The organism is Pseudomonas sp. BS3782 TE3695, from assembly GCF_050435305.1.
Taxonomy (GTDB): Bacteria; Pseudomonadota; Gammaproteobacteria; order Pseudomonadales; family Pseudomonadaceae; genus Aquipseudomonas.
The window spans coordinates 1,702,623-1,722,192 of sequence record NZ_JBNDKB010000001.1 but is presented as its reverse complement, the minus strand read 5'-3'; the positions used below and the strand labels follow the sequence as shown (position 1 = coordinate 1,722,192).

General features: G+C 58.4%; 18 protein-coding genes. 6 read left to right on the top strand and 12 right to left on the bottom strand.

All coding sequences use genetic code 11. From position 1 onward, the window contains the following. The first annotated feature begins 506 nt into the window (after window positions 1–506). The 5 genes from ABH909_RS07830 to ABH909_RS07810 all read left to right on the top strand — a co-directional run bounded on the left by ABH909_RS07830 (window position 507) and on the right by ABH909_RS07810 (window position 6,131). On the top strand, window positions 507–2,576 hold the full coding sequence (locus ABH909_RS07830; protein ID WP_429431881.1) for an S-type pyocin domain-containing protein: 2,070 nt from the start codon (window positions 507–509) through the stop codon (window positions 2,574–2,576). 1 nt (window position 2,577) lies between these two features. Continuing rightward, window positions 2,578–2,835: a bacteriocin immunity protein gene (locus tag ABH909_RS07825; RefSeq protein ID WP_429431878.1), complete on the top strand. Its 258-nt coding sequence runs from the start codon at window positions 2,578–2,580 to the stop codon at window positions 2,833–2,835. Between the two features lie 140 nt (window positions 2,836–2,975). After that, on the top strand, window positions 2,976–3,209 hold the full coding sequence (locus ABH909_RS07820) for a PP0621 family protein (protein ID WP_429431876.1): 234 nt from the start codon (window positions 2,976–2,978) through the stop codon (window positions 3,207–3,209). After that, window positions 3,199–4,788: a sensor histidine kinase gene (locus tag ABH909_RS07815; protein ID WP_429431873.1), complete on the top strand. Its 1,590-nt coding sequence runs from the start codon at window positions 3,199–3,201 to the stop codon at window positions 4,786–4,788. Before ABH909_RS07820 ends, ABH909_RS07815 begins: the two co-directional genes overlap by 11 nt. Before the next feature lie 2 nt (window positions 4,789–4,790). Then, window positions 4,791–6,131 (top strand): sigma-54-dependent transcriptional regulator, encoded by a 1,341-nt coding sequence (locus tag ABH909_RS07810; RefSeq protein ID WP_429431870.1) that lies wholly within the window; start codon window positions 4,791–4,793, stop codon window positions 6,129–6,131. 93 nt (window positions 6,132–6,224) lie between these two features. Here the strand turns inward: ABH909_RS07810 and thiO are convergent, their stop codons facing one another. Genes thiO through ABH909_RS07775 form a run of 7 tightly spaced genes read right to left on the bottom strand, consistent with a single transcriptional unit; the run spans window position 6,225 to window position 13,028 of the window. Then, window positions 6,225–7,325, bottom strand: a complete 1,101-nt coding sequence (gene thiO, locus ABH909_RS07805; RefSeq protein WP_429431867.1) for a glycine oxidase ThiO — start codon at window positions 7,323–7,325, stop codon at window positions 6,225–6,227. A gap of 57 nt (window positions 7,326–7,382) precedes the next feature. Beyond that, window positions 7,383–7,784, bottom strand: coding sequence for a type IV pilin protein (locus tag ABH909_RS07800; protein ID WP_429431864.1), 402 nt, complete (start codon window positions 7,782–7,784; stop codon window positions 7,383–7,385). Between the two features lie 14 nt (window positions 7,785–7,798). Beyond that, on the bottom strand, window positions 7,799–10,921 hold the full coding sequence (locus tag ABH909_RS07795) for a pilus assembly protein (RefSeq protein WP_429431862.1): 3,123 nt from the start codon (window positions 10,919–10,921) through the stop codon (window positions 7,799–7,801). Further along, a complete protein-coding gene (locus ABH909_RS07790; protein WP_429431859.1) occupies window positions 10,908–11,387 on the bottom strand; it encodes a pilus assembly PilX family protein in 480 nt (159 codons plus the stop codon). Before ABH909_RS07790 ends, ABH909_RS07795 begins: the two co-directional genes overlap by 14 nt. 11 nt (window positions 11,388–11,398) lie before the next feature. Continuing rightward, window positions 11,399–12,112: a PilW family protein gene (locus ABH909_RS07785; RefSeq protein ID WP_429431856.1), complete on the bottom strand. Its 714-nt coding sequence runs from the start codon at window positions 12,110–12,112 to the stop codon at window positions 11,399–11,401. Further along, window positions 12,109–12,558 (bottom strand): type IV pilus modification protein PilV, encoded by a 450-nt coding sequence (pilV, locus tag ABH909_RS07780; protein WP_429431853.1) that lies wholly within the window; start codon window positions 12,556–12,558, stop codon window positions 12,109–12,111. The genes ABH909_RS07785 and pilV overlap by 4 nt, the downstream gene beginning before the upstream one ends. Beyond that, window positions 12,555–13,028, bottom strand: coding sequence for a GspH/FimT family pseudopilin (locus ABH909_RS07775; protein WP_008068412.1), 474 nt, complete (start codon window positions 13,026–13,028; stop codon window positions 12,555–12,557). Before ABH909_RS07775 ends, pilV begins: the two co-directional genes overlap by 4 nt. 131 nt (window positions 13,029–13,159) lie before the next feature. Here ABH909_RS07775 and ABH909_RS07770 point away from each other — a divergent pair, with 131 nt between their 5' ends. Beyond that, complete coding sequence (locus ABH909_RS07770; protein ID WP_429431850.1) at window positions 13,160–13,702, top strand: GspH/FimT family pseudopilin; 543 nt, start codon at window positions 13,160–13,162, stop codon at window positions 13,700–13,702. Here ABH909_RS07770 and ispH read toward each other — a convergent pair. The 5 genes from ispH to ribF form a co-directional block, all read right to left on the bottom strand. Further along, window positions 13,679–14,626, bottom strand: a complete 948-nt coding sequence (gene ispH, locus ABH909_RS07765; protein WP_007901894.1) for a 4-hydroxy-3-methylbut-2-enyl diphosphate reductase — start codon at window positions 14,624–14,626, stop codon at window positions 13,679–13,681. The two genes, ABH909_RS07770 and ispH, sit on opposite strands and share 24 nt — an antisense overlap. 192 nt (window positions 14,627–14,818) lie before the next feature. Further along, window positions 14,819–15,271: an FKBP-type peptidyl-prolyl cis-trans isomerase gene (gene fkpB, locus ABH909_RS07760; protein WP_429431847.1), complete on the bottom strand. Its 453-nt coding sequence runs from the start codon at window positions 15,269–15,271 to the stop codon at window positions 14,819–14,821. Further along, the gene (gene lspA / locus ABH909_RS07755; RefSeq protein ID WP_007901890.1) at window positions 15,264–15,776 is read right to left on the bottom strand and encodes a signal peptidase II; all 513 of its coding nucleotides are present in this window, start codon (window positions 15,774–15,776) and stop codon (window positions 15,264–15,266) included. The genes fkpB and lspA overlap by 8 nt, the downstream gene beginning before the upstream one ends. Next, on the bottom strand, window positions 15,769–18,600 hold the full coding sequence (gene ileS / locus ABH909_RS07750) for an isoleucine--tRNA ligase (RefSeq protein WP_429431844.1): 2,832 nt from the start codon (window positions 18,598–18,600) through the stop codon (window positions 15,769–15,771). Before ileS ends, lspA begins: the two co-directional genes overlap by 8 nt. Next, complete coding sequence (gene ribF / locus ABH909_RS07745) at window positions 18,601–19,551, bottom strand: bifunctional riboflavin kinase/FAD synthetase (RefSeq protein WP_429431842.1); 951 nt, start codon at window positions 19,549–19,551, stop codon at window positions 18,601–18,603. Between the last annotated feature and the right edge of the window lie 19 nt (window positions 19,552–19,570).

The following is a 19,570-nucleotide window of genomic DNA, read 5'->3' as shown; positions in this document are numbered from 1 at the left end:
GCAGCTGCTACAGGGGTCAGCCTGCGACTGTTGCCTAGCCTGCAACAATTCATGTCTGGAATCGCTATTTTTCCTTTGCGCTCAAGCCCTTATTCTTGCCGGGCTTTCACGGCAAACGACCTGAAAGCATGAGGCGTTGGGGATGATGGCTCTACCCTGCTTGGCAACAGAATCCAGATGATTTGAAGCGCTATTTCGACTCATCGCCCTGTATTCACTGACGTTGATTTATTGCTCCTTGATCCAACGTCTTGCTTTGGCCGCTGCGTTTGCAGCGGCCTTTTTTTATGGGCGCGTTTCGTGCTTCCCCCCTTACTTACGCAAACCTGATCATTCAGAGAAATCTCCCACGTAAAACAAAGAATCCTCTTTCCACATATAAAAATATTACAAATCACGTACATCCAAGTCGGAAATCGCCTACAAGCGTCTCGGACCCAGCCTAAAACTTCCTGACGTAATCTTATTGGGCAGCACCTATTAATTATGCTCAAGGAAGATCAACAATGTCAGGAAAACAAGGTCCCCCACAACATGGCAGGATTGATTTAGCAACCACATATATTGGAAAACAACCAAAACCAGGAAAGGATCTCAATGGTGGTGGATTTAACGCTTCATCGACAACAAGGTTACCCAATAATCACAGCGGGCAATTCGGCATTCAGCCAGGACACGTGCAAATTTTTCGCAACCTGAAAAGCACCACGACAACATTGGCAGAAGAGTATCAAATCCGGTCCAACCAATTACCACAAACCATTGAAAATGAACTGGCCGCCACGAGAACCGAGGGTCCAACCAACCCTGTCCCCCCTATAGAGGGAATCATTCGCGAATTGGGGGTACTTAACAGACTTTGGGCCCGCAAGAGAGCTGAATTTGATAACAAAACGGCAATAGCCAATAGCTTTTATGGCTACGACCCAATCGGCAGACCATTAGCGGAGTTCCCCCGGAAAGCCAAGACTATAGAGTCGCCTGTCCGTCCGAACGGCGTTGCCATGCAGGCGTGGAACACATCTTACAGGGCTGCACATGACGCAAGGCTATTGCTCCAAACCATCCATTCGCTCAATCAGCGAAGCATCAATCTACAGCAGACCCTCGCTGCGTTGCAGGCCGCTGAACAGGCGCGAATCGCAGCGGAACAGCAAGCACAACGCATCGCTGCGGAACAGGCACGCATCAGGGCGGAAGCTGAAGCTCTGGCCCAGGCTCAAGAGCAAGCCCGCTTGGCTGCATTGGCTGAAGCCAAACGCGTAGCCGAGGAAAAGGCTCGCAAAGCCCAAGAGGCGAAAGAGCAAGAGGAGGCGGCCGAAAAAAGGCGTGCGGAAGCGGACGCCCAGCTCAAAGAACTGAGTGCATTTTTCGCGGCCATGGACGCAGCCAGAGCCGATCGCCCATTCCCCGTGTCGGGATCGGCTGTGGCAGGGGGTCCGGTGTTTACCTTGGCATCGGGTCGTCTCGCCACCCATCCAGCCACTACCCAGGCAGTCAGGGCCGCGCTGCAAAGCGCAGTAGCCACCGTGATGGCGGCGGGTATCGCGTCGGCAGGCGCGGTAATGGTCGGGTTCGCCGCACTGCTGTTCCCCTCGCCACTGGGTAACAGTGATCGGCGCGAAATGAGCATCCCGCCGCTTTCGGATCTGGTGCCGGATGACCTCCATAACTGGAGCCTCTCGCTCTCGGAATACGAGCCTGACGATCTTCATGCCTTGAGCGTCCCGCTCTCGGATCTCGTGGCCGACGCCCCCCAAGACTTATATGCCATCGCCGAAGCCAATGGAGACATCGAACTGCCGGTCGCGATGGGTTCGAGGACGGTGGGCAACACCACCGAGTTTTTTGTTACGGCGACCAACGGCACGACAGTGCCTTCCAAAGTGCCGGTGCGGCTCGCGACGCTCGACCCGACACTGAACGTTTACCGGTCCTACACCCCGGATGCCCCGTCCATCGGCATGACCTGGACGCCGATAGTCAAGCCGAACAACGCGTCAACCTCCCTCCCGGCGAGCGAGCTGAACGTCGCCGTTTACGACGGCACTACCGTGACCGCTCTCGAAGGAAGGATCGATACGTTCCCGGAGCTGGATCTCTACAGTTTTGGGGGTTTCATCACGGTGTTTCCGGCTGAGTCGGGAATGCCGCCTGTCTACACGATGTTCAGGGATCGGCGTAATGAGCCGGGTATGGCCAGTGGTTATGGGGAGGCGGTTTCAGGTGTTTGGCTGGGAGTTGCCTCACAAGGAGAAGGTGCAGCCATCCCGAAGCAGATAGCGGATAAACTCCGAGGACGGGATTTTTCAAGCTTTAGGGCGTTTAGAGAGACTCTCTGGAGAGCTGCAATTGACGATCCTGATTTAGCCAAACAGTTTACTGCCAACAATATTGAAGAAATGAAAAACGGAAGAGCCCCTTTTACGCGAAAAAACGACAGGCTGGGTGGCCAGGTAAAATTTGAATTACACCATGTGAACCGTGTTTCTAAAGGTGGTGATGTTTACGGCATAGATAACATCCGGATTGTCACACCAAAACGCCATTCTGAGTTGCACAAAGGAGGGAATTAACATGAGCACTACTAGTATTTCCGATTATACCGAAGAGGAATTTCTTGAATTTTTAACCGAAATTTGCAAATCGGAGTACCCGACTGAAAAAGATCAAATAGAGGCTGTACTCTTATTTGAAAAGCTGACGGAGCATCCAGACGGTTCCGACCTGATTTACTACGCAGACTCCGACGAAGACGCAACACCTGAAGCCATCATCAAAAAAGTGAAAGACTGGCGAGCGGCCAACGGCAAATCTGGCTTCAAACCCGAGTAGTCAAAAGGGTTGGTAACGCTTCCTCCTGTAGGGCAGCTGCTTTTGCAGCTGCCCTTTTTTATTTCCGCTCTTCAATTGCACTGTGCGCCTGCCATGTCCTTGGCTAAACTGCCAATTCACTAGTCAAAAAGCAGCTCACCATGCTTCGTTTATTATTCTGGATCGCCCTGATTGCCGCTGCGATATGGCTCTGGCGCAAATTCAAGGCGCCGGTTTCGGGTGCCGACATGCCGCGAGAGCAAGATGCTCCACCCATGGTCCGTTGCGCTCATTGCGGCGTACATCTGCCCCGCGACCGCGCGCTCAAACTTGAACAACAGTGGTATTGCAGCCAGGCTCACCTTGAGCAAGGCCCGGGTTCCAGTGATCGCTGAGACTTCCAGTCCCGGCACCAAACGGGCCCAGCGATTGCTGCGCCTCTATCACCTCTACCGTTTAAGCATCGGCATCACCTTGGTGCTGTTGATCTCCAGCAACATGGACAATCAGTTGCTGACGTTCGCCCATGACGACCTGCTGCGCAACGGCAGCTGGTTGTACTTGGTGCTGAATATCCTGCTGGTGGTCTTTCAGGGGAACACCCGGCGCCCGGCGCAGTTGTTCAGCCTGGCGCTGGTGGATGTCCTGCTGCTGTGCGGCCTGTTCTATGCCGCTGGCGGCATGCCCAGCGCCATCGGCAACCTGTTGATCGTGTCGGTGGTCATCAGCAATACCCTGCTGCGCGGGCGCATCGGCCTGCTGATTGCGGCCGTTGGCGCCCTCGGCATCGTGGGTTTGAGCTTCCTTCTGAGCTTCAGCCACCCCATCAGCCCCAACGATTACCTGCAAATCGGCATGCTCGGCGCCCTGTGTTTTGCCGCAGCATTGTTGGTGCAAGGCTTGATCCGAAGGCTGGAAGTCAGCGAAACCCTGGCCGAGCAACGGGCCAGCGAAGTGCTCAGCCTCGAGGCCCTCAACGCACTGATCCTGCAACGTATGCGCACGGGCATTCTGGTGCTCGACGACCAACGGCGTGTGCAACTGGCCAATCACAGCGCCTTGACCTTGCTGGGGCAGGAAAAACTCAATGGTCAACTGATCGACGACCATTCGATGCCGTTGGTCGAACGACTCCAACTGTGGTTCAACAATCCGACTTTGCGCCCGCAAAGCCTGAAAATCGCCAGCAATGGCCTGGAGCTGCAACCGAGCTTCATTGCCCTGGACCAAAGCCCGCACCACCAGACGCTGGTTTTTCTCGAAGACCTGGCCCAAATCGCCCAGCAGGCCCAGCAACTTAAACTCGCCGCCCTCGGCCGCCTGACTGCCGGTATAGCCCATGAAATCCGCAATCCACTAGGCGCCATTAGTCATGCCGCGCAGTTACTGCAGGAATCCGAGGAACTGAACGGCGCGGATCGGCGTCTGACGCAGATTATTCAAGACCACTCTCAGCGAATGAATCGGGTAATCGAAAACGTCCTGCAACTGTCCCGTCGCCAGCAAACCGTGCCCCAACGGCTGGATTTGCGGCCATGGCTGAAGCACTTCGTGGCCGAAACCCGCGAGGGGGCGATCGAGCGTCAGCACGTTCACCTGCGAATCGGCGCCGGGGACTTCAAAACCCTGATGGATCCAAATCAGCTGACGCAAATTCTCGACAATCTGTTGCGCAATGCCTGGCGCCATAGCGCCCTGAACCATGATCAGGCGCAGGTCTGGCTCGAATTGTTCATTGACCCGGACAGCCAGCTGCCGACCCTTGAAGTTCTGGACGATGGCCCCGGCGTGGCGCCAGACCAGCGTTCGCATTTGTTCGAACCGTTCTTCACCACCAGCAGCCAGGGCACTGGCCTGGGGCTTTATCTGTCCCGTGAGCTGTGCGAAAGCAATCAAGCCCGCCTAGACTTCAAACCACGCCAAGGCGGCGGCTGCTTTCGCATCACCTTTGCTCACGGACGGAAACAAAGTTGAACATGAGCCCACGGCAAAAAATCCTGATCGTCGACGATGAGCCGGATATCCGCGAACTCCTGGAAATAACCCTGGGACGGATGAAACTCGACACCTTTAGTGCCCGCAACCTCGCAGAAGCGCAAGCATTGCTGGCACGGGAGACATTCGACTTGTGCCTGACCGACATGCGCCTGCCCGACGGCACCGGCCTGGCGCTGGTGCAGCACATCCAGCAGCGCTATGCGCAAGTGCCAGTGGCGATGATTACTGCCTATGGCAGCCTGGAAACGGCAATCAACGCCCTCAAGGCTGGCGCCTTCGACTTTCTGACCAAACCGGTCGACCTCACCCGCCTGCGCGAGCTGGTCACCAGTGCTTTGAGTCTGCCGGCACCAGGCGGTGCCAGCAGCGCCATCGACCGTCGGCTGCTGGGCGACTCACTGCCGATGCGCAGTCTGCGTCAACAAATCGACAAACTCGCCCGCAGCCAGGCCCCGGTGTACATCAGCGGTGAGTCTGGCAGCGGCAAGGAGCTGGTCGCCCGACTGATCCACGACCAGGGCCCACGCGCCAGCCGACCGTTCGTGCCGGTGAACTGCGGGGCGATCCCGTCGGAATTGATGGAAAGCGAATTTTTCGGCCATCGCAAAGGCAGTTTCAGCGGTGCCATCGAAGACAAACCCGGGCTATTCCAGGCCGCCCATGGCGGTACTTTGTTCCTCGATGAAGTGGCAGACCTGCCGTTGGCGATGCAGGTCAAACTTTTACGGGCCATTCAAGAGAAAGCCGTGCGCAGTATCGGTGGGCAGCAGGAAACCGTGGTGGATGTGCGCATTCTCTGCGCCACCCACAAAGATCTCGATACCGAAGTCGCCGCCGAACGCTTTCGCCAGGACTTGTACTATCGCCTTAATGTGATCGAATTGCGGGTGCCGCCCTTGCGCGAACGACGCGACGACATTGAGCTTCTGGCCAACAATATGCTCAAGCGACTGGCGACTGGCACTGGCCAACCCGCGGCAAAACTCCATCCGCAAGCCCTCGATGCACTGAAAAACTATCGCTTCCCGGGAAACGTGCGGGAATTGGAGAACATGCTTGAGCGGGCGCACACCTTGTGCGAGAACAAACAAATTGATGCCAGCGACCTGCGGCTGGCCGAAGGCAACTGCAACCCGGACGGCGATGTGCCAGACCTGACGCAGATCGACAACCTGGAAGCCTATCTGGAAAATGTCGAACGCAAACTCATCCTCCAGGCCCTGGAAGAAACCCGCTGGAACCGCACGGCGGCGGCTCAGCGGTTGAATCTGTCGTTTCGCTCGATGCGTTACAGGCTCAAGAAATTGGGGCTGGATTAAAAAGATCGCAGCCTTCGGCAGCTACTACAGATTCGGTGTTCGCGGCCAATTCAACGTAGGAGCTGCCGAAGGCTGCGATCTTTTGATCTTCTGTCAAATACGCCCGGCCGGTGCATACGGCGCAGGATCGATAATCGGTGCCCGACCCAGCATCACATCCGCAAATAACTGACACGACGCCGGCGCCAGCACCAAGCCGTTTCGGTAGTGCCCGCAGTTGAGCCAGAGCCCGTCAAACTCCGGCACCCGACCGATATAGGGAATTCCCTCCGGCGACCCCGGCCGCAACCCGGCCCAATGCCCCACCACCTCGGCATCCGCCAGCGCCGGAATCAACTCCACCGCCGAGGCCTTCAGGCTTTCGAGCGCGGTGTCGGTCGGCGTCTTGTCGAAGCCTTCATGCTCCAGCGTACTGCCGATCAGAATGTGCCCGTCACGCCGAGGAATGGCATAACGCCCTTTGGCCAGGACCATGCTTGGAAGGAAGTCCGCCGCGCACTTGTAGAGAATCATCTGGCCTTTGACCGGCTCGACGGGCAGCTCCAGGCCCAGGCCTTTCAGCAAGTCTCCGCTCCAAGCCCCCGCCGTCAAAACCACCTGATCCCCCGCAATGGCGCCCGTCGAGGTCTGTACGCCGACCACCCTGGCACCTTCACGGATAAACCCGCTGACCTCGCACTGCTCATGAATCGTCACGTTCGGCAGCGCCAGCAAGGCGGCCTTGAGGGATTTCACCAGCCGTGGATTGCGCACATTGGCCACATCGGCCATATAGATCGCCCGGGAAAAACCGGCGCCCAATACCGGCACCGCATCATGTGCCGCAGAGATATCCACAGCCCGCAGCGGACGGTTTTCCCGTTTGGCCCAGGCGAGCGCTTCGGCTTCGTCATCCAGGTCCAGCCAGTACAATCCGGTGGTGTGCACTTCAGGATCGACGCCGGTGGCAGCGAACAGACGTTTCGCCAGCTGTGGATAAAAATCCTGGGACCAATGAGCTAGCGCAGTGACCGCCGGGCTGTAGCGCCACGGATAGAGGGGCGAAACGATCCCGCCACCGGCCCAGGACGACTCCTGACCGACATTCGAGCGGTCCAGCAGCACGACGCTCTGTACTTCGGACGCGAGATTGAACGCCGTCAGCAGGCCAATCACGCCGCCGCCGACAATCACCACTTGCTGTTGCCTGCTCATGTTCTGATCCAACCGTTCAATAGACAGAGGGCGTAAAAGGCGCCCGAAAAAATAAACTCAGCGACCCCAGCAGTCCTTGGTGGCCAGGCCGGACGTGGCATTGACCATGCTTCTGACACCGGTATTGGTGAGGGTGAAATCACCGCACTTGTCGCTCGCCATGGTCGAACCGGCCTTGCGTGTTGCTGTCAGCAGGAAGGTCTGATCGGTCAAGGTCGGGGTGATGGTATAGAAATCATTCCCAGCGCTCAGACCGGTGGCATTGGTGTAGACATTATTCTTCGAATAAAAGCGCTCAAGGATGTGTGCCTGCTCGGAAAGCAGACCGGCCACCTCAGTACGGTGGCCCTTTTTTACATACTCGGTGAGGCTTGGATAGCCAATGGTGATGACGATCCCGATGATCGCAATCACAATCATGATTTCGATCAGGGTAAAACCTCGATTGGATCTGCGCATGCCTCAACTCTCACTTACTGTATTTGTCGCCACATGATGCGACGGCCGCTGCCGCCACCGGATTTTTCCACCAGTGTGGTCACGCCACCACCGGAGTCGTTTACAACCTTGCGGGTTGCGTCATTGACGACCGCGTTCAGGGTCGGGATACCACCGGTGAAAATTACCCCGCTGGAAATCGTGTCAGTGCTGTCGACCACCCCGTCGGCATTGGTGTCGAGCACCGCATAGTTGAGCATCTTACCGCTGAACGCATCGAGTTCGACCAGTTTGCCTGTGCCGAAGCCGGCACAGGGGTCAATGGTATCCATACTGGCCGTGGTAAAAACGATTCGCTCCGCCACCAGACGGGCCTGATTGATCACCCGCTCCCCGGTCAGTACGTTGTTGTAGACCAGCGGCAAGTACCAGCCTTTCTTTGCCGGGTAGCTCACCTCATTCTGACTGGTGGTGATGAATTGCCCGCTGCTGTCAGAGAACACGCCGGTCACCGCCTGTGCCTGCAGGCTGGAAGCGGTGATTTGCCCCGCGCCCCCCTCCGCATCCCATACCGCGTAGAACGCCTGTAGATCCTTGTTGGTCTTGTCGGCGGCCTCATTGAGTTTGCCGGTGCCGAAAAACACTTGCTTGCCGCCCGATGCGTGATCGGCGAGCAAGGGTTGTACCGTGATCGGCTGAGTCGCGCCGCCCGCCGTGGTGAACAACGGCTTGCCGGAAAACGCCACACCCCAGGTGTCGGTGGTGGTGCCGCTCAAATCGAACTTCCACAACCGCCCTTTCAAGTCGCCACCATAGGCAGCCTGCACCACATTCTGCGAGTTGACCCTCAGCTTCACCGACGACAGACCGTTATTGGTTTCTGTGCTGTCGACCACGATTTTCTTGATCAGCGAGCCGTCGCGGATATCCACCACATACAGCGCAGCCACCCCGGAGTTGCTGCCATAGCCATTGGAGATAAACGCGGCCCAGCGACCATCGGCCAAGCGTGCCACTTCAGGGCGCGCATAGGCATAACCCAGATCATTGAAAACGTTTGTCGTACTGTTCGTGACCGGCGCACTGATTTCCCACAACGCGTTAGTCACATTACCGGCCGAGGCGTCGAACAGCTGCAGTGCATAGAAAGTTTTGCCGCCCGCCCCTGTTCCACCAATCGCCAGGGTTTTCCAGGCACTGTCGAGTTGGGCATCGAACACGCCGACCTGACCGTCGACCAGATATTTGTGGCTCACACCGTTGATGTAAGTGGGATCAGCAATGTAGCGCAAAGATGGCAGCCCGCTGGAGGGCATGTAGCCGTACCGTCTGACACCGTTGGTCGAGTTGATAACGTTTACAAAACCGTCGTTGGCGTTCACCACCAGGCTGGAGTTCATATTGGCGGCTTTGGTGGCGAGGTAAGTGCTGTAGGTGGTGTCGCCCACCAGATCGGACGCGGTTTGGTCCGTGGGTGCAGCCAGTACCAGAGGCGAATTGATGATATCGCCAAGCAATACACTGCGCGCTCTCAACCCGCTTTTGTTGGTGCCCTTGCTCCACTCCACCAGATCGCTGCCGGTAATACCGACGGGCAGGCTCTGGCTTAGAGAAGCCTGCTGCTGCGCAGAGAAATTGCTATAGGCCAAGGTAACGACGGCGTTGGTCAGGGTATTCCAGGACTGGTAGGTCGGCGCTGTAGCACCGGGCACGATGGTGGTATCGGTCGTCCACAGCGCCGCAGCCGTGTTCACCGCGCCCGCCGAGGTGAAACCAAAAGACTTGATCGTGCCGCGCCAGTCCTTGGGGTCGTAGCTGGTCTGGAAGTAGCTGGAACTGCTGGTCAAAGTCGTGCCATTGGCCACACCGCTGCCGCCAGAGCCGGCCTTGGCGGTGATGTCGCTCAGGGCTGAAGACAATGCGCTGTTGAGCTCGGCACCGTCGATCGCCTGGTAATACTTGCCCTGCCCGTAGGTCGCGGCGTCCGCCAGCATCTGGTTTGCCGCAGTGAAACCCAGGGTATAGGTATTCATGTTTTGTTTTGAAAAATCCGGGGCATTCCAGCTTTTGCCCGTGGCATCGGTTCCCGTGGAGCGCATGTCGATGTCGAAAGCGAACTTGGCGATGTCATCCAGGAACAGGGTATCGCCCTCATTGTCGCCGAAACGATCGGCGCCATCGTTACTGCTGATACCGTCCCAGTTCGGTAGTGCGCCGCCACCGAGTGGATCGTCAGTCGGAAAGGTTTGGTCGAAGGTCGGCAAACCACCAGTGATTACCACGCCGTAATTTCTCTGACAGCGATACTGAATCGGACTGGTGTAGGTGGTGGGCCTCGCGTTGTTGTACGGCGTCATACCACGAAAATAACGGGTGATCTCGTAATAGGCTTCAGCCAAGGGCGTATTGGCCTGCGCGCTCAATTCGTCGATTCCGGCGATCAACTCGTTGTAGTTGGTATCGGCCTGAGCCTGGGTCACGGAGCCGCTGACGGCCATCAAATCACTGATCGAACGGACGATGTAGCCGCCGTCATTCTTATGGTTGCCAACCGCCAGGTTAAACGTCGACAGACCAATGCGCAGCGAGCGGTTGCTGGCCACCAACGTCTTGGAAACATTGCGCGCCACGTTCATCCGGTAATCATTGGGAATCGAACCATCGGTGAAATCCCGGTCGGAGTTGTTGGCCAGGCTGATCAGGTACGACAAGTATTTCGCCGAATAGAGCGTGTCTTCGCGTCCCACCGGATCGGGAAGCTTCAGGCAAAGTGAATCCAGACCGAGAAGGCTGTTTTTATAAAAACCGTACCATCCATCCTTTGTACATGTTCCGTGCGTCAAACTCGACAGAGCAATATTGTCATCGGTCATGTCAAGTTCGCGGCCTTTGTCGCACGAACCATTGGAGAGGCAAATAGTTACCGGGGGACGTGCGACCATCGGATCGAAGCCTGCCGCCCAGATAATGCTGTTCATACTCTTCGAGTCGTCGAGTAACAGCATCACATTGGGCGCCACGGCGGCGGCGTTCAACAGCGGCGAATCCGAGGGTGTGAAGGCGTAAGCCGGCGCCGCCAGATAAAGGCTCGATGCCGAGCCGCAGAACAGCTGCAATAACCAGCGGCGCCAGCCTGGGCGGGTCTCAGTACTTCGCATAGATACTCTCCACCACACTGCGCGAATTGCCCGCGATGCCCACGGCGGTCACCCGGTATAGCGTTGCCGACGTGTTGCTCGGTACATTCACGGCCGTCAGGGTGGTGCCAATGTTCTGCACCCCGTAAAAGCCGCTGCCGGCGGCGATCCAGGTCACTCCCGAGGTGGAGTTGAACCCGGCGGCGGTAATGACCGACGCCTCGGCCGGCGGCGCACATTGGCTGGTACCGCTGCAAACCGGCAATGAATAGGTGTCCAGTTGCACCGCGCTTTCGCCGATACGCAATGCCGCTTCCGCGCCCTGGAACGACTGGTTACGCAGGATCACGCTGCCGGCCATTTTTTCCTGCAACGTAGCGCTCTGCATTGATGAAAGCCCGATCAACGTCAGCACCAGAAGAAACACCAGGCTGACCAACAGCGCCATGCCGCGCTGGGAGTGAGGGATCATGGGAGAAATATTCATCGGCCCTCCCCTCATGGCAACCGGTTGCGCAAGGCGGCAACCACGTTGAAGGTTTGATCGCTGACCCGGTGGTTCGGGTCGCTCAGTGTCAGGGTCAGTCGCACACTGCGGATCCGTGCCGGATCGGACGGGTTGCTGCTATAGCTGGAGGCGGCCGTATCCGTGGCAGAGCTGGCGAGGCCGAAGCTCACCTTGAACTCGCTGACATTGTTCACCAGCACTTGCTGCGTCGGCGTGCCCACACCAGAGCCCATCAGCAGTTGGTTGTTACTGAAGCTGTAGATCAGCCGTCGGATCGGAAATGCCAACTGCCCGGATGGGGTCGTTCGTAGACCGGAGTGGGCCGTTGCAGTGTTACGACAGTCCGAAATGACCGTCCAGGTCGGCGTCCCGCCACTGCCGCCGACATCGGCGGTGACAAGCGTTAATTTGAGGTTGGCATTATCCCAACTGATTGGCGTGATCTGACTGGCATTGAAACTCCCTGCCGAACTGGCATCGATAATCGTGCCCAGGCAACCGAACATGCCGACCATGCGGATTTCCTGAATCATCTTGCTCAGGACGAACCGTGCATCTTCCTGCATGCCGGCGGCAGTGCTCTGGCTGACGTAGGTATTTTTAGCGGCGATGAAGATCTGCGCCACGCCAAGAACCACGACCAGACTCAACGCCAGGGCGATCAGTAACTCGATCAGGCCGAAACCTTTGCTGGCTCTGATCATGGTGTCGTCGCCGGGTCGACGGTGGCACGACTGGTAAGGACGAAGCTGCGGCGCGAGTCGGCAGTATTGGCGGCCCGTGAGTCGTCCCAGGTAATGGTGATGGTGTATACCCGCTGGTTGCGGGTAATGCTGCCGGTCGCCGTGGCGCCGCCGAAACTGACGATGTTGCTGGTGAAGTCGTAAAGGTCCTGATCCCGGGCCACGCTCAGGTTGCCGGAGGTCGGTGGCGTGACGGTGTAATCGGCGCCGGAGTTGGCACGAATGCGGTCCATCATGTCGTAGGCGATAAAACTCGCCTGGCTGGTCATCCGCGAGCTGTCGGTGTATTTCAGCGCATTGAGCTGAATCGCCGCCGCGCCCAATAACCCCACGGCCAGAACCAACAACGCGACCAATACCTCGATCAGCGTCATGCCCTCCTGTGCGCGCTTGCTCCAGTCCCTCATCCGCAACTTCCACCCAATAGAATTCGCCCGTTCAAACACACATTCAGCGTCCGGCTCTGTGCCCCCAGTACATAACTAATCACGACGGCCGTGGACGGCGCCGACAAACCGCCCAGATTGTTGAAATCGATAGCGGTCACGCCTGAGGTTAGCGTCAGAGTTGCACCACTGCTCATCGCTGGAACAACCCGCAATACATTAGCCGGATTGCCAGTACCGTCATAAACGGTCAGCTCGCCGGTCCAGACACTGCCGCCGGCTGTCGGGCGAACACGAGTGGTGAGGCCCCGGTCAATCGCCTCAAGCCGGGCGAAATTGAGCGCGCGTTGCAGGTCGCCGATCTCGGTGTCGGCCTTGGTGCTTTGCACCGAGCGGGTAAACGCCGGAACAGCCAGGCTGATCAGGATCAGAAACACGGCGAGCGTGATCAGCAATTCGATCAGCGTGAAACCTTTTGTACGATGATCCATCGGTGCCCTCCGTTGCCGTCGGCTATACCTGCTTCTACACGCTAGAACATTCGACCGGCGGATGTACGGTTGTTTTGCCATTACTCGCGCAGGGATCGCGCGAACCGCAGCACTCCAGGGAGGGAGATAACATGCATCAGCAAGGTTTCAGCCTGATCGAACTGCTCATGGGACTGACAATTGTCGGGATTGTTCTGCTGTTGGTCAGTCCGGCGTTCGCAACACTTACGGAGTCGAACTATCGCCAAGTGGCGGCGCAGTCTCTTGTGAGCGGCATGCGCAGCGCCAGAAGCGAAGCGATCGCGCGCAACCAGACCGTTGTCATTCACGGCATAAACGACGACTGGGGCCAGGGCTGGCGGATCATTCTGGATGTTAACGGCAAAGGGCATGAGGACAGCGGCAATCCGCTGCTGGTCGAACGTCGGAATGATACTCGGGTGCCGATTTTCGGCAATCAGCATGTCAGGACTTCCGTACGATTCAGCCATCTGGGTGAACCTTTGTACGGTGGCTTTCAATCGGGGACATTACACATTTGCGCAGCCCGCGAACCGGTGAGTCAGCTCCAGGTGGTGCTGGCCCCGAGTGGTCGCGTCAGCCTGCGCAGCAAAAAGGCTGCACAGGCGTTATGCGAGGAAGGAGAAAGCTCAGAGCAGCGAGCGGACCCGTAACTCTTTAGGCATCGAGAACGTGATGTTCTCTTCACGCCCGGCCAACTCATCGGCCCCGGTCGCACCCCAAGCCTGCAACTGCTGGATCACGCCACGCACCAATACTTCCGGAGCCGAGGCACCAGCGGTGATGCCAATACGCTCGACACCGTCGAACCAGCTCTTTTGCAGATCTTCAGCGCCGTCGATCAGATAGGCCGGGGTGGCCATGCGTTCAGCCAGCTCACGCAGACGATTGGAGTTGGAGCTGTTCGGGCTGCCGACCACTAGCACCACGTCGCATTCGTCCGCCAGTTGCTTGACGGCGTCCTGACGGTTTTGCGTGGCGTAGCAGATATCGTCCTTGCGCGGCCCCCCGATCGCAGGGAATCGAGTACGCAGGGCGTCGATCACGCGACTGGTATCGTCCATGGACAGGGTGGTCTGGGTGACGAAGGCCAGTCTTTCAGGGTTGTTTACTTGCAGCTCGGCGACATCTTTCTCGTCCTCGACCAGATAGATCGCGCCGCCATTGCTGCCATCGTACTGACCCATGGTGCCTTCGACTTCCGGGTGACCGGCGTGGCCGATAAGGATGCACTCACGGCCGTCGCGGCTGTAGCGCGCGACTTCGATGTGCACCTTGGTCACCAGCGGGCAGGTAGCATCGAACACCTTCAGGCCACGGCCAGCGGCTTCGGTGCGCACGGCCTGGGAAACGCCATGGGCGCTGAAGATCACGATCACATCGTCCGGTACCTGATCCAGCTCTTCAACGAAGATAGCCCCACGGGCGCGCAGGTCTTCGACGACGAATTTGTTGTGGACCACTTCGTGGCGCACGTAGATCGGAGGCCCGAAGACTTCCAGGGCGCGGTTGACGATTTCGATCGCCCGGTCCACACCGGCGCAGAAGCCACGGGGGTTGGCGAGTTTGATTTGCATGCTGTGCCTCGTGTCTTGCGCGCAAGAAATAGTAATGCCACCTGTCATTCGAACACCGGGCTCGAAAACAGTGAAAATCTTAATGTGGGAGCGGGCTTGCTCGCGAAAGCGGTGTGTCAGTCGACATTGATGTTACATGTGATGACGCTTTCGCGAGCGAGCCCGCTCCCACATTGGACCGAGTTCGGTCAGTTACAGCGCTTTGACGTTGATGATCTCGACGTCAAAGGTCAAGGTTTTACCAGCCAGCGGGTGGTTGAAGTCGATGGTCACCTGGGCATCATCGAGTTCTTTCACCACACCGGGCAACTCAGTATTGGCCGCATCGTTGAAGATCACCAGCAAGCCAGGCGACAGTTTCATATCCTTGAACTGCGAGCGCCGGATGCTCTGTACGTTTTGCGGGTTCGGCTGACCAAAGGCGTTTTCCGGCTCAATGGTCAGGGTGCGTTTGTCGCCGGCCTTGAAGCCGAACAGCGCCGCTTCGAAACCTGGCAACAGGCTGCCATCGCCAACCTTGAAGGTCGCCGGGGCTTTGTCGAAGGTGCTGTCGACGGTGTCGCCGTTCTCCAGGCGCAATGCAAAGTGCAAGGTGACTTCCGTGTTCTGGCCAATGCGTTGCTCAGCCAATACCTGTTCAGTCATGAACGGTTTCTCCGGTCTTTTTACTTTTGAACATATCCAGTGCAAGCATCACGGCACCGACAGAAATTGCGCTGTCAGCAAAGTTGAAGGCCGGGAAATACCAGCGGTTCTGCCAATGCACCAGAATGAAATCGATCACATGGCCCAAGGCAATGCGGTCGTACAGGTTACCCAGCGCGCCACCCAGAACCAGAGCCAGCGCAACCGCCAGCCAGGTTTCGTTGCGTCCCAGGCGCTTGAGCCAGACTACCAGCACCGCACTGACCACCACCGCGATCAGGGCGAACAGCCAGCGCTGCCAGCCCGAGCTGTCAGCCAGGAAACTGAACGCCGCGCCAGTGTTGTAGGCCAAGGTCCAGCTGAAGTAATCGGGGATCACCACGATTTGCTGGTACATGCTCAGCGAGCCTTCGAAGTAGAACTTGCTGGCCTGGTCGATGACCAGGACAAGCAAACTCAACCAGAGCCAGCTCAGCCGTCCGAAACGGCCAACGGCATTAGGCATAGTGACGAACCTCGCCCGCGCCGCTGATGTTGTCGACGCAACGACCGCAGATTTCCGGATGCTCCGGGTTCACGCCGACGTCTTCACGGCAATGCCAGCAACGGGCGCACTTGGCATGGCTCGATTTGACCACTTTGAGCTTCAGGCCGCCAACTTCGGTGACCACTGCGTCGTCCGGAGCCTGCACCAACGGTGCAACGGCGGCAGTCGAGGTGATCAGTACGAAGCGCAGTTCGTTGCTCAGCTTGGCCAGGTCGGCGCTCAGCGCGTCTTCGGCGAACAGCGTCACTTCGGCTTGCAGGTTGCCACCGACGGCCTTCGCTGCGCGCTGGATTTCCATTTCCTTGTTGACTGCCACCTTCACCGCCATGATCCGCTCCCAGTAGGCGCGGTCCAGCTCGAAGCCTTCCGGCAATTCGGTCAGGCCTTCGTACCAGGTGTTGAGCATTACAGACTCGTTACGCTCGCCCGGCAGGTACTGCCACAGCTCGTCGGCGGTGAACGCCAGGATCGGCGCGATCCAGCGCACCAGCGCTTCGCTGATGTGGTACAGCGCGGTTTGCGCCGAACGACGGGCCTTGCTGTTGGCGCCAGTGGTGTACTGACGGTCCTTGATGATGTCGAGGTAGAAACCACCCAGCTCCTGCACGCAGAAGTTGTGGATCTTGGAGTAGACGTTCCAGAAGCGGTATTCGCCGTAGTGCTCTTGCAGCTCGCGTTGCAGCAGCAGGGTGCGATCCACGGCCCAACGGTCCAGCGCCAGCATTTCTTCGGCCGGCAGGATATCGGTGGCCGGGTTGAAACCGGTCAGGTTGGAAAGCAGGAAGCGCGCGGTGTTACGGATGCGCCGGTAGGCGTCCGCACTGCGTTGCAGGATCTGCTCGGAAACCGCCATTTCACCCGAGTAGTCGGTAGAAGCGACCCACAGACGCATGATGTCGGCGCCCAGGGTGTCGTTGACCTTCTGCGGCGCGATCACGTTGCCCAAGGATTTGGACATTTTGCGGCCGGATTCGTCGACGGTGAAACCGTGGGTCAGCAGCTCGCGGTACGGCGCGTGGTCGTCGATGGCACAACCGGTCAGCAACGACGAGTGGAACCAGCCACGGTGCTGGTCCGAACCTTCCAGGTACAGGTCGGCACGCGGACCGGTCTCGTGGCCGATCGAGTGCGAACCGCGCAGGACGTGCCAGTGCGTGGTGCCCGAGTCGAACCAGACGTCCAGGGTGTCGCTGATCTTGTCGTACAGCGGCGCTTCTTCCCCGAGCAACTCGGCGGCGTCCATCTTGAACCAGGCTTCGATGCCTTCGACTTCGACGCGCTGGGCGACAAGTTCCATCAATTCGACAGTGCGTGGATGCAGCTCGCCGCTTTCCTTGTTCAGGAAGAACGGGATCGGTACGCCCCAGTTGCGCTGACGGGAGATGCACCAGTCCGGACGGTTGGCGATCATCGAGTGCAGACGCGCCTGGCCCCAGGCCGGAACGAATTTGGTCTCTTCGATGGCCTTGATTGCCCGCTTGCGCAGGGTTTCGCCGGTTGCAGGCTCTTTGTCCATGCCGATGAACCACTGCGCGGTGGCGCGGTAGATCAGCGGGGTCTTGTGACGCCAGCAGTGCATGTAGCTGTGTTCGATGGTGGTGGTATGCAGCAACGCGCCGACTTCGGTCAGTTTGTCGACGATGGCCGGGTTGGCCTTCCAGATGAACTGGCCGCCGAAAAACTCCAGCGACGTCGCGTACACGCCGTTGCTTTGCACCGGATTGAGAATGTCGTCGTTGACCATGCCATAGGCTTTGCAGGTCACGAAGTCGTCGACGCCGTAGGCTGGCGCGGAGTGAACCACGCCAGTGCCTGCGCCCAGTTCAACGTAATCAGCCAGATAAACCGGCGACAGACGGTCGTAGAACGGGTGGCGGAAATTGATCAGTTCCAGCGCTTTACCGGTGGTGGTCGCGATGACCGAGCCTTCCAGGCTGTAGCGGGCCAGGCACGACTCGACCAGCTCTTCAGCCAGGACCAGCAGCTTGTCGCCGACATCGACCAGGGCGTAGTTGAATTCCGGGTGAACGTTCAACGCCTGGTTGGCCGGGATGGTCCACGGGGTGGTGGTCCAGATCACGATCGAAGCAGGTTTGCCCAGCGATGGCAGACCGAACGCGGCAGCCAGTTTGGCCTCATCAGCGATCGGGAACGCCACGTCGATGGTCGCGGATTTTTTGTTCTCGTACTCGACTTCCGCTTCAGCCAGGGCCGAACCGCAGTCAAAACACCAGTTCACCGGCTTCAGGCCCTTGAACACGAAGCCACCCTTGACGATTTCCGCCAGGGCGCGGATTTCACCGGCCTCGTTTTTGAAGTCCATGGTCTTGTACGGGTTGGCAAAATCGCCCAACACACCCAGACGAATGAATTCGGACTTCTGGCCTTCGATTTGCTCGGTGGCGTAGGCACGGCACAGTTCGCGGGTCTTGTCCGCGCCCAGGTTCTTGCCGTGGGTCACTTCGACTTTGTGCTCGATCGGCAGGCCGTGGCAGTCCCAGCCTGGAACATAAGGCGCGTCGAAACCCGACAGGGTTTTCGAGCGGATGATCATGTCCTTGAGAATCTTGTTCAGCGCATGACCGATGTGAATCGTGCCGTTGGCGTACGGAGGACCGTCGTGAAGTACGAACTTCGGACGATCCTTGCCAATCTCGCGCAACTTACCGTACAGGCCAATGCTGTCCCAGCGCTGCAGAATCTGCGGTTCGCGCTGAGGCAGGCCGGCCTTCATTGGGAAGGCGGTGTCCGGAAGGTTTAGCGTGGCTTTATAGTCGGTCATTTAAGGCTCTTCATTAGCGATTGGCGCTAGGTGCGACAGGGCACGGGCGGCGGCGATATCCGCATTGATTGCCGTCTTAAGCGCCTCCAGAGAGGCGAAACGCTGCTCTTCACGCAGCTTGTGGTGGAAAACCACCGTCAAACGCCGGTCATACAGATCGCCGGCAAAATCTAAAAGGTGTACTTCGAGGTGGGCTTTGCCATCCCCTTCGACCGTTGGCCGCACGCCGATGTTGGCGACGCCTGGCCAGGTCTTGCCGTCGATGTCGACGCTGACCAGGTAAACCCCGCTCAACGGCACACGACGACGCTTGAGCTGCACGTTGGCCGTGGGCGTACCCAATTGGCGCGCCAGCTTCTGGCCATGCAGGACCCGCCCGGCAATCCGGTACGGACGACCGAGCAGCCGCTCGGCCAAGGCAAAATCGGCAGCGGCCAGGGCGTTACGCACCTGAGTGCTGCTGACACGAATGCCGTCCAGTACAACGGTCTGCGCCGCTTCGACGGTAAACCCCTGAAGGACGCCGGCCTGTTGCAGGAAGTCGAAATCCCCTAGCCGGTCACAGCCGAAACGGAAATCGTCGCCGACCTCCAAATGCTGCACGCCGAGGCCGTCCACCAGAATAGTATCGACGAATTCGCTGGCGCTGAGTTTGCTCAGGCGCTGATTGAACGCCAGGCACAGCACCCGGTCGACGCCCTCTTCGGCCAGCAGCTGCAGTTTATCCCGCAGGCGGGCCAGACGCGCCGGGGCGGTATCCGGGGCGAAGAATTCTCGCGGCTGCGGCTCAAAAATCACCACGCAGCTGGGCACGCCCAACTCGAGCGCACGCTCACGCAGCCGGGCCAGGATAGCCTGGTGACCACGGTGAACACCGTCAAAGTTGCCAATAGTGGCGACACAGCCCCGATGCTGGGGGCGCAAGTTGTGGAGGCCTCGAACCAGCTGCATAACGCGCTTCTTGCTCATA

Coding starts and splice junctions, on each gene's coding strand:
- ABH909_RS07825 (WP_429431878.1), top strand. CDS start 2,578: ATGAGCACTACTAGTATTTCCGATTATACCGAAGAGGAATTTCTTGAA.
- ABH909_RS07770 (WP_429431850.1), top strand. CDS start 13,160: ATGCATCAGCAAGGTTTCAGCCTGATCGAACTGCTCATGGGACTGACA.
- thiO (WP_429431867.1), bottom strand. CDS start 7,325: ATGAGCAGGCAACAGCAAGTGGTGATTGTCGGCGGCGGCGTGATTGGC.
- ABH909_RS07795 (WP_429431862.1), bottom strand. CDS start 10,921: ATGCGAAGTACTGAGACCCGCCCAGGCTGGCGCCGCTGGTTATTGCAG.
- ileS (WP_429431844.1), bottom strand. CDS start 18,600: ATGACCGACTATAAAGCCACGCTAAACCTTCCGGACACCGCCTTCCCA.
- ABH909_RS07820 (WP_429431876.1), top strand. CDS start 2,976: ATGCTTCGTTTATTATTCTGGATCGCCCTGATTGCCGCTGCGATATGG.
- pilV (WP_429431853.1), bottom strand. CDS start 12,558: ATGAGGGACTGGAGCAAGCGCGCACAGGAGGGCATGACGCTGATCGAG.
- ispH (WP_007901894.1), bottom strand. CDS start 14,626: ATGCAAATCAAACTCGCCAACCCCCGTGGCTTCTGCGCCGGTGTGGAC.
- lspA (WP_007901890.1), bottom strand. CDS start 15,776: ATGCCTAATGCCGTTGGCCGTTTCGGACGGCTGAGCTGGCTCTGGTTG.
- ribF (WP_429431842.1), bottom strand. CDS start 19,551: ATGCAGCTGGTTCGAGGCCTCCACAACTTGCGCCCCCAGCATCGGGGC.
- ABH909_RS07810 (WP_429431870.1), top strand. CDS start 4,791: ATGAGCCCACGGCAAAAAATCCTGATCGTCGACGATGAGCCGGATATC.
- ABH909_RS07800 (WP_429431864.1), bottom strand. CDS start 7,784: ATGCGCAGATCCAATCGAGGTTTTACCCTGATCGAAATCATGATTGTG.
- ABH909_RS07790 (WP_429431859.1), bottom strand. CDS start 11,387: ATGAATATTTCTCCCATGATCCCTCACTCCCAGCGCGGCATGGCGCTG.
- fkpB (WP_429431847.1), bottom strand. CDS start 15,271: ATGACTGAACAGGTATTGGCTGAGCAACGCATTGGCCAGAACACGGAA.
- ABH909_RS07830 (WP_429431881.1), top strand. CDS start 507: ATGTCAGGAAAACAAGGTCCCCCACAACATGGCAGGATTGATTTAGCA.
- ABH909_RS07775 (WP_008068412.1), bottom strand. CDS start 13,028: ATGGATCATCGTACAAAAGGTTTCACGCTGATCGAATTGCTGATCACG.
- ABH909_RS07785 (WP_429431856.1), bottom strand. CDS start 12,112: ATGATCAGAGCCAGCAAAGGTTTCGGCCTGATCGAGTTACTGATCGCC.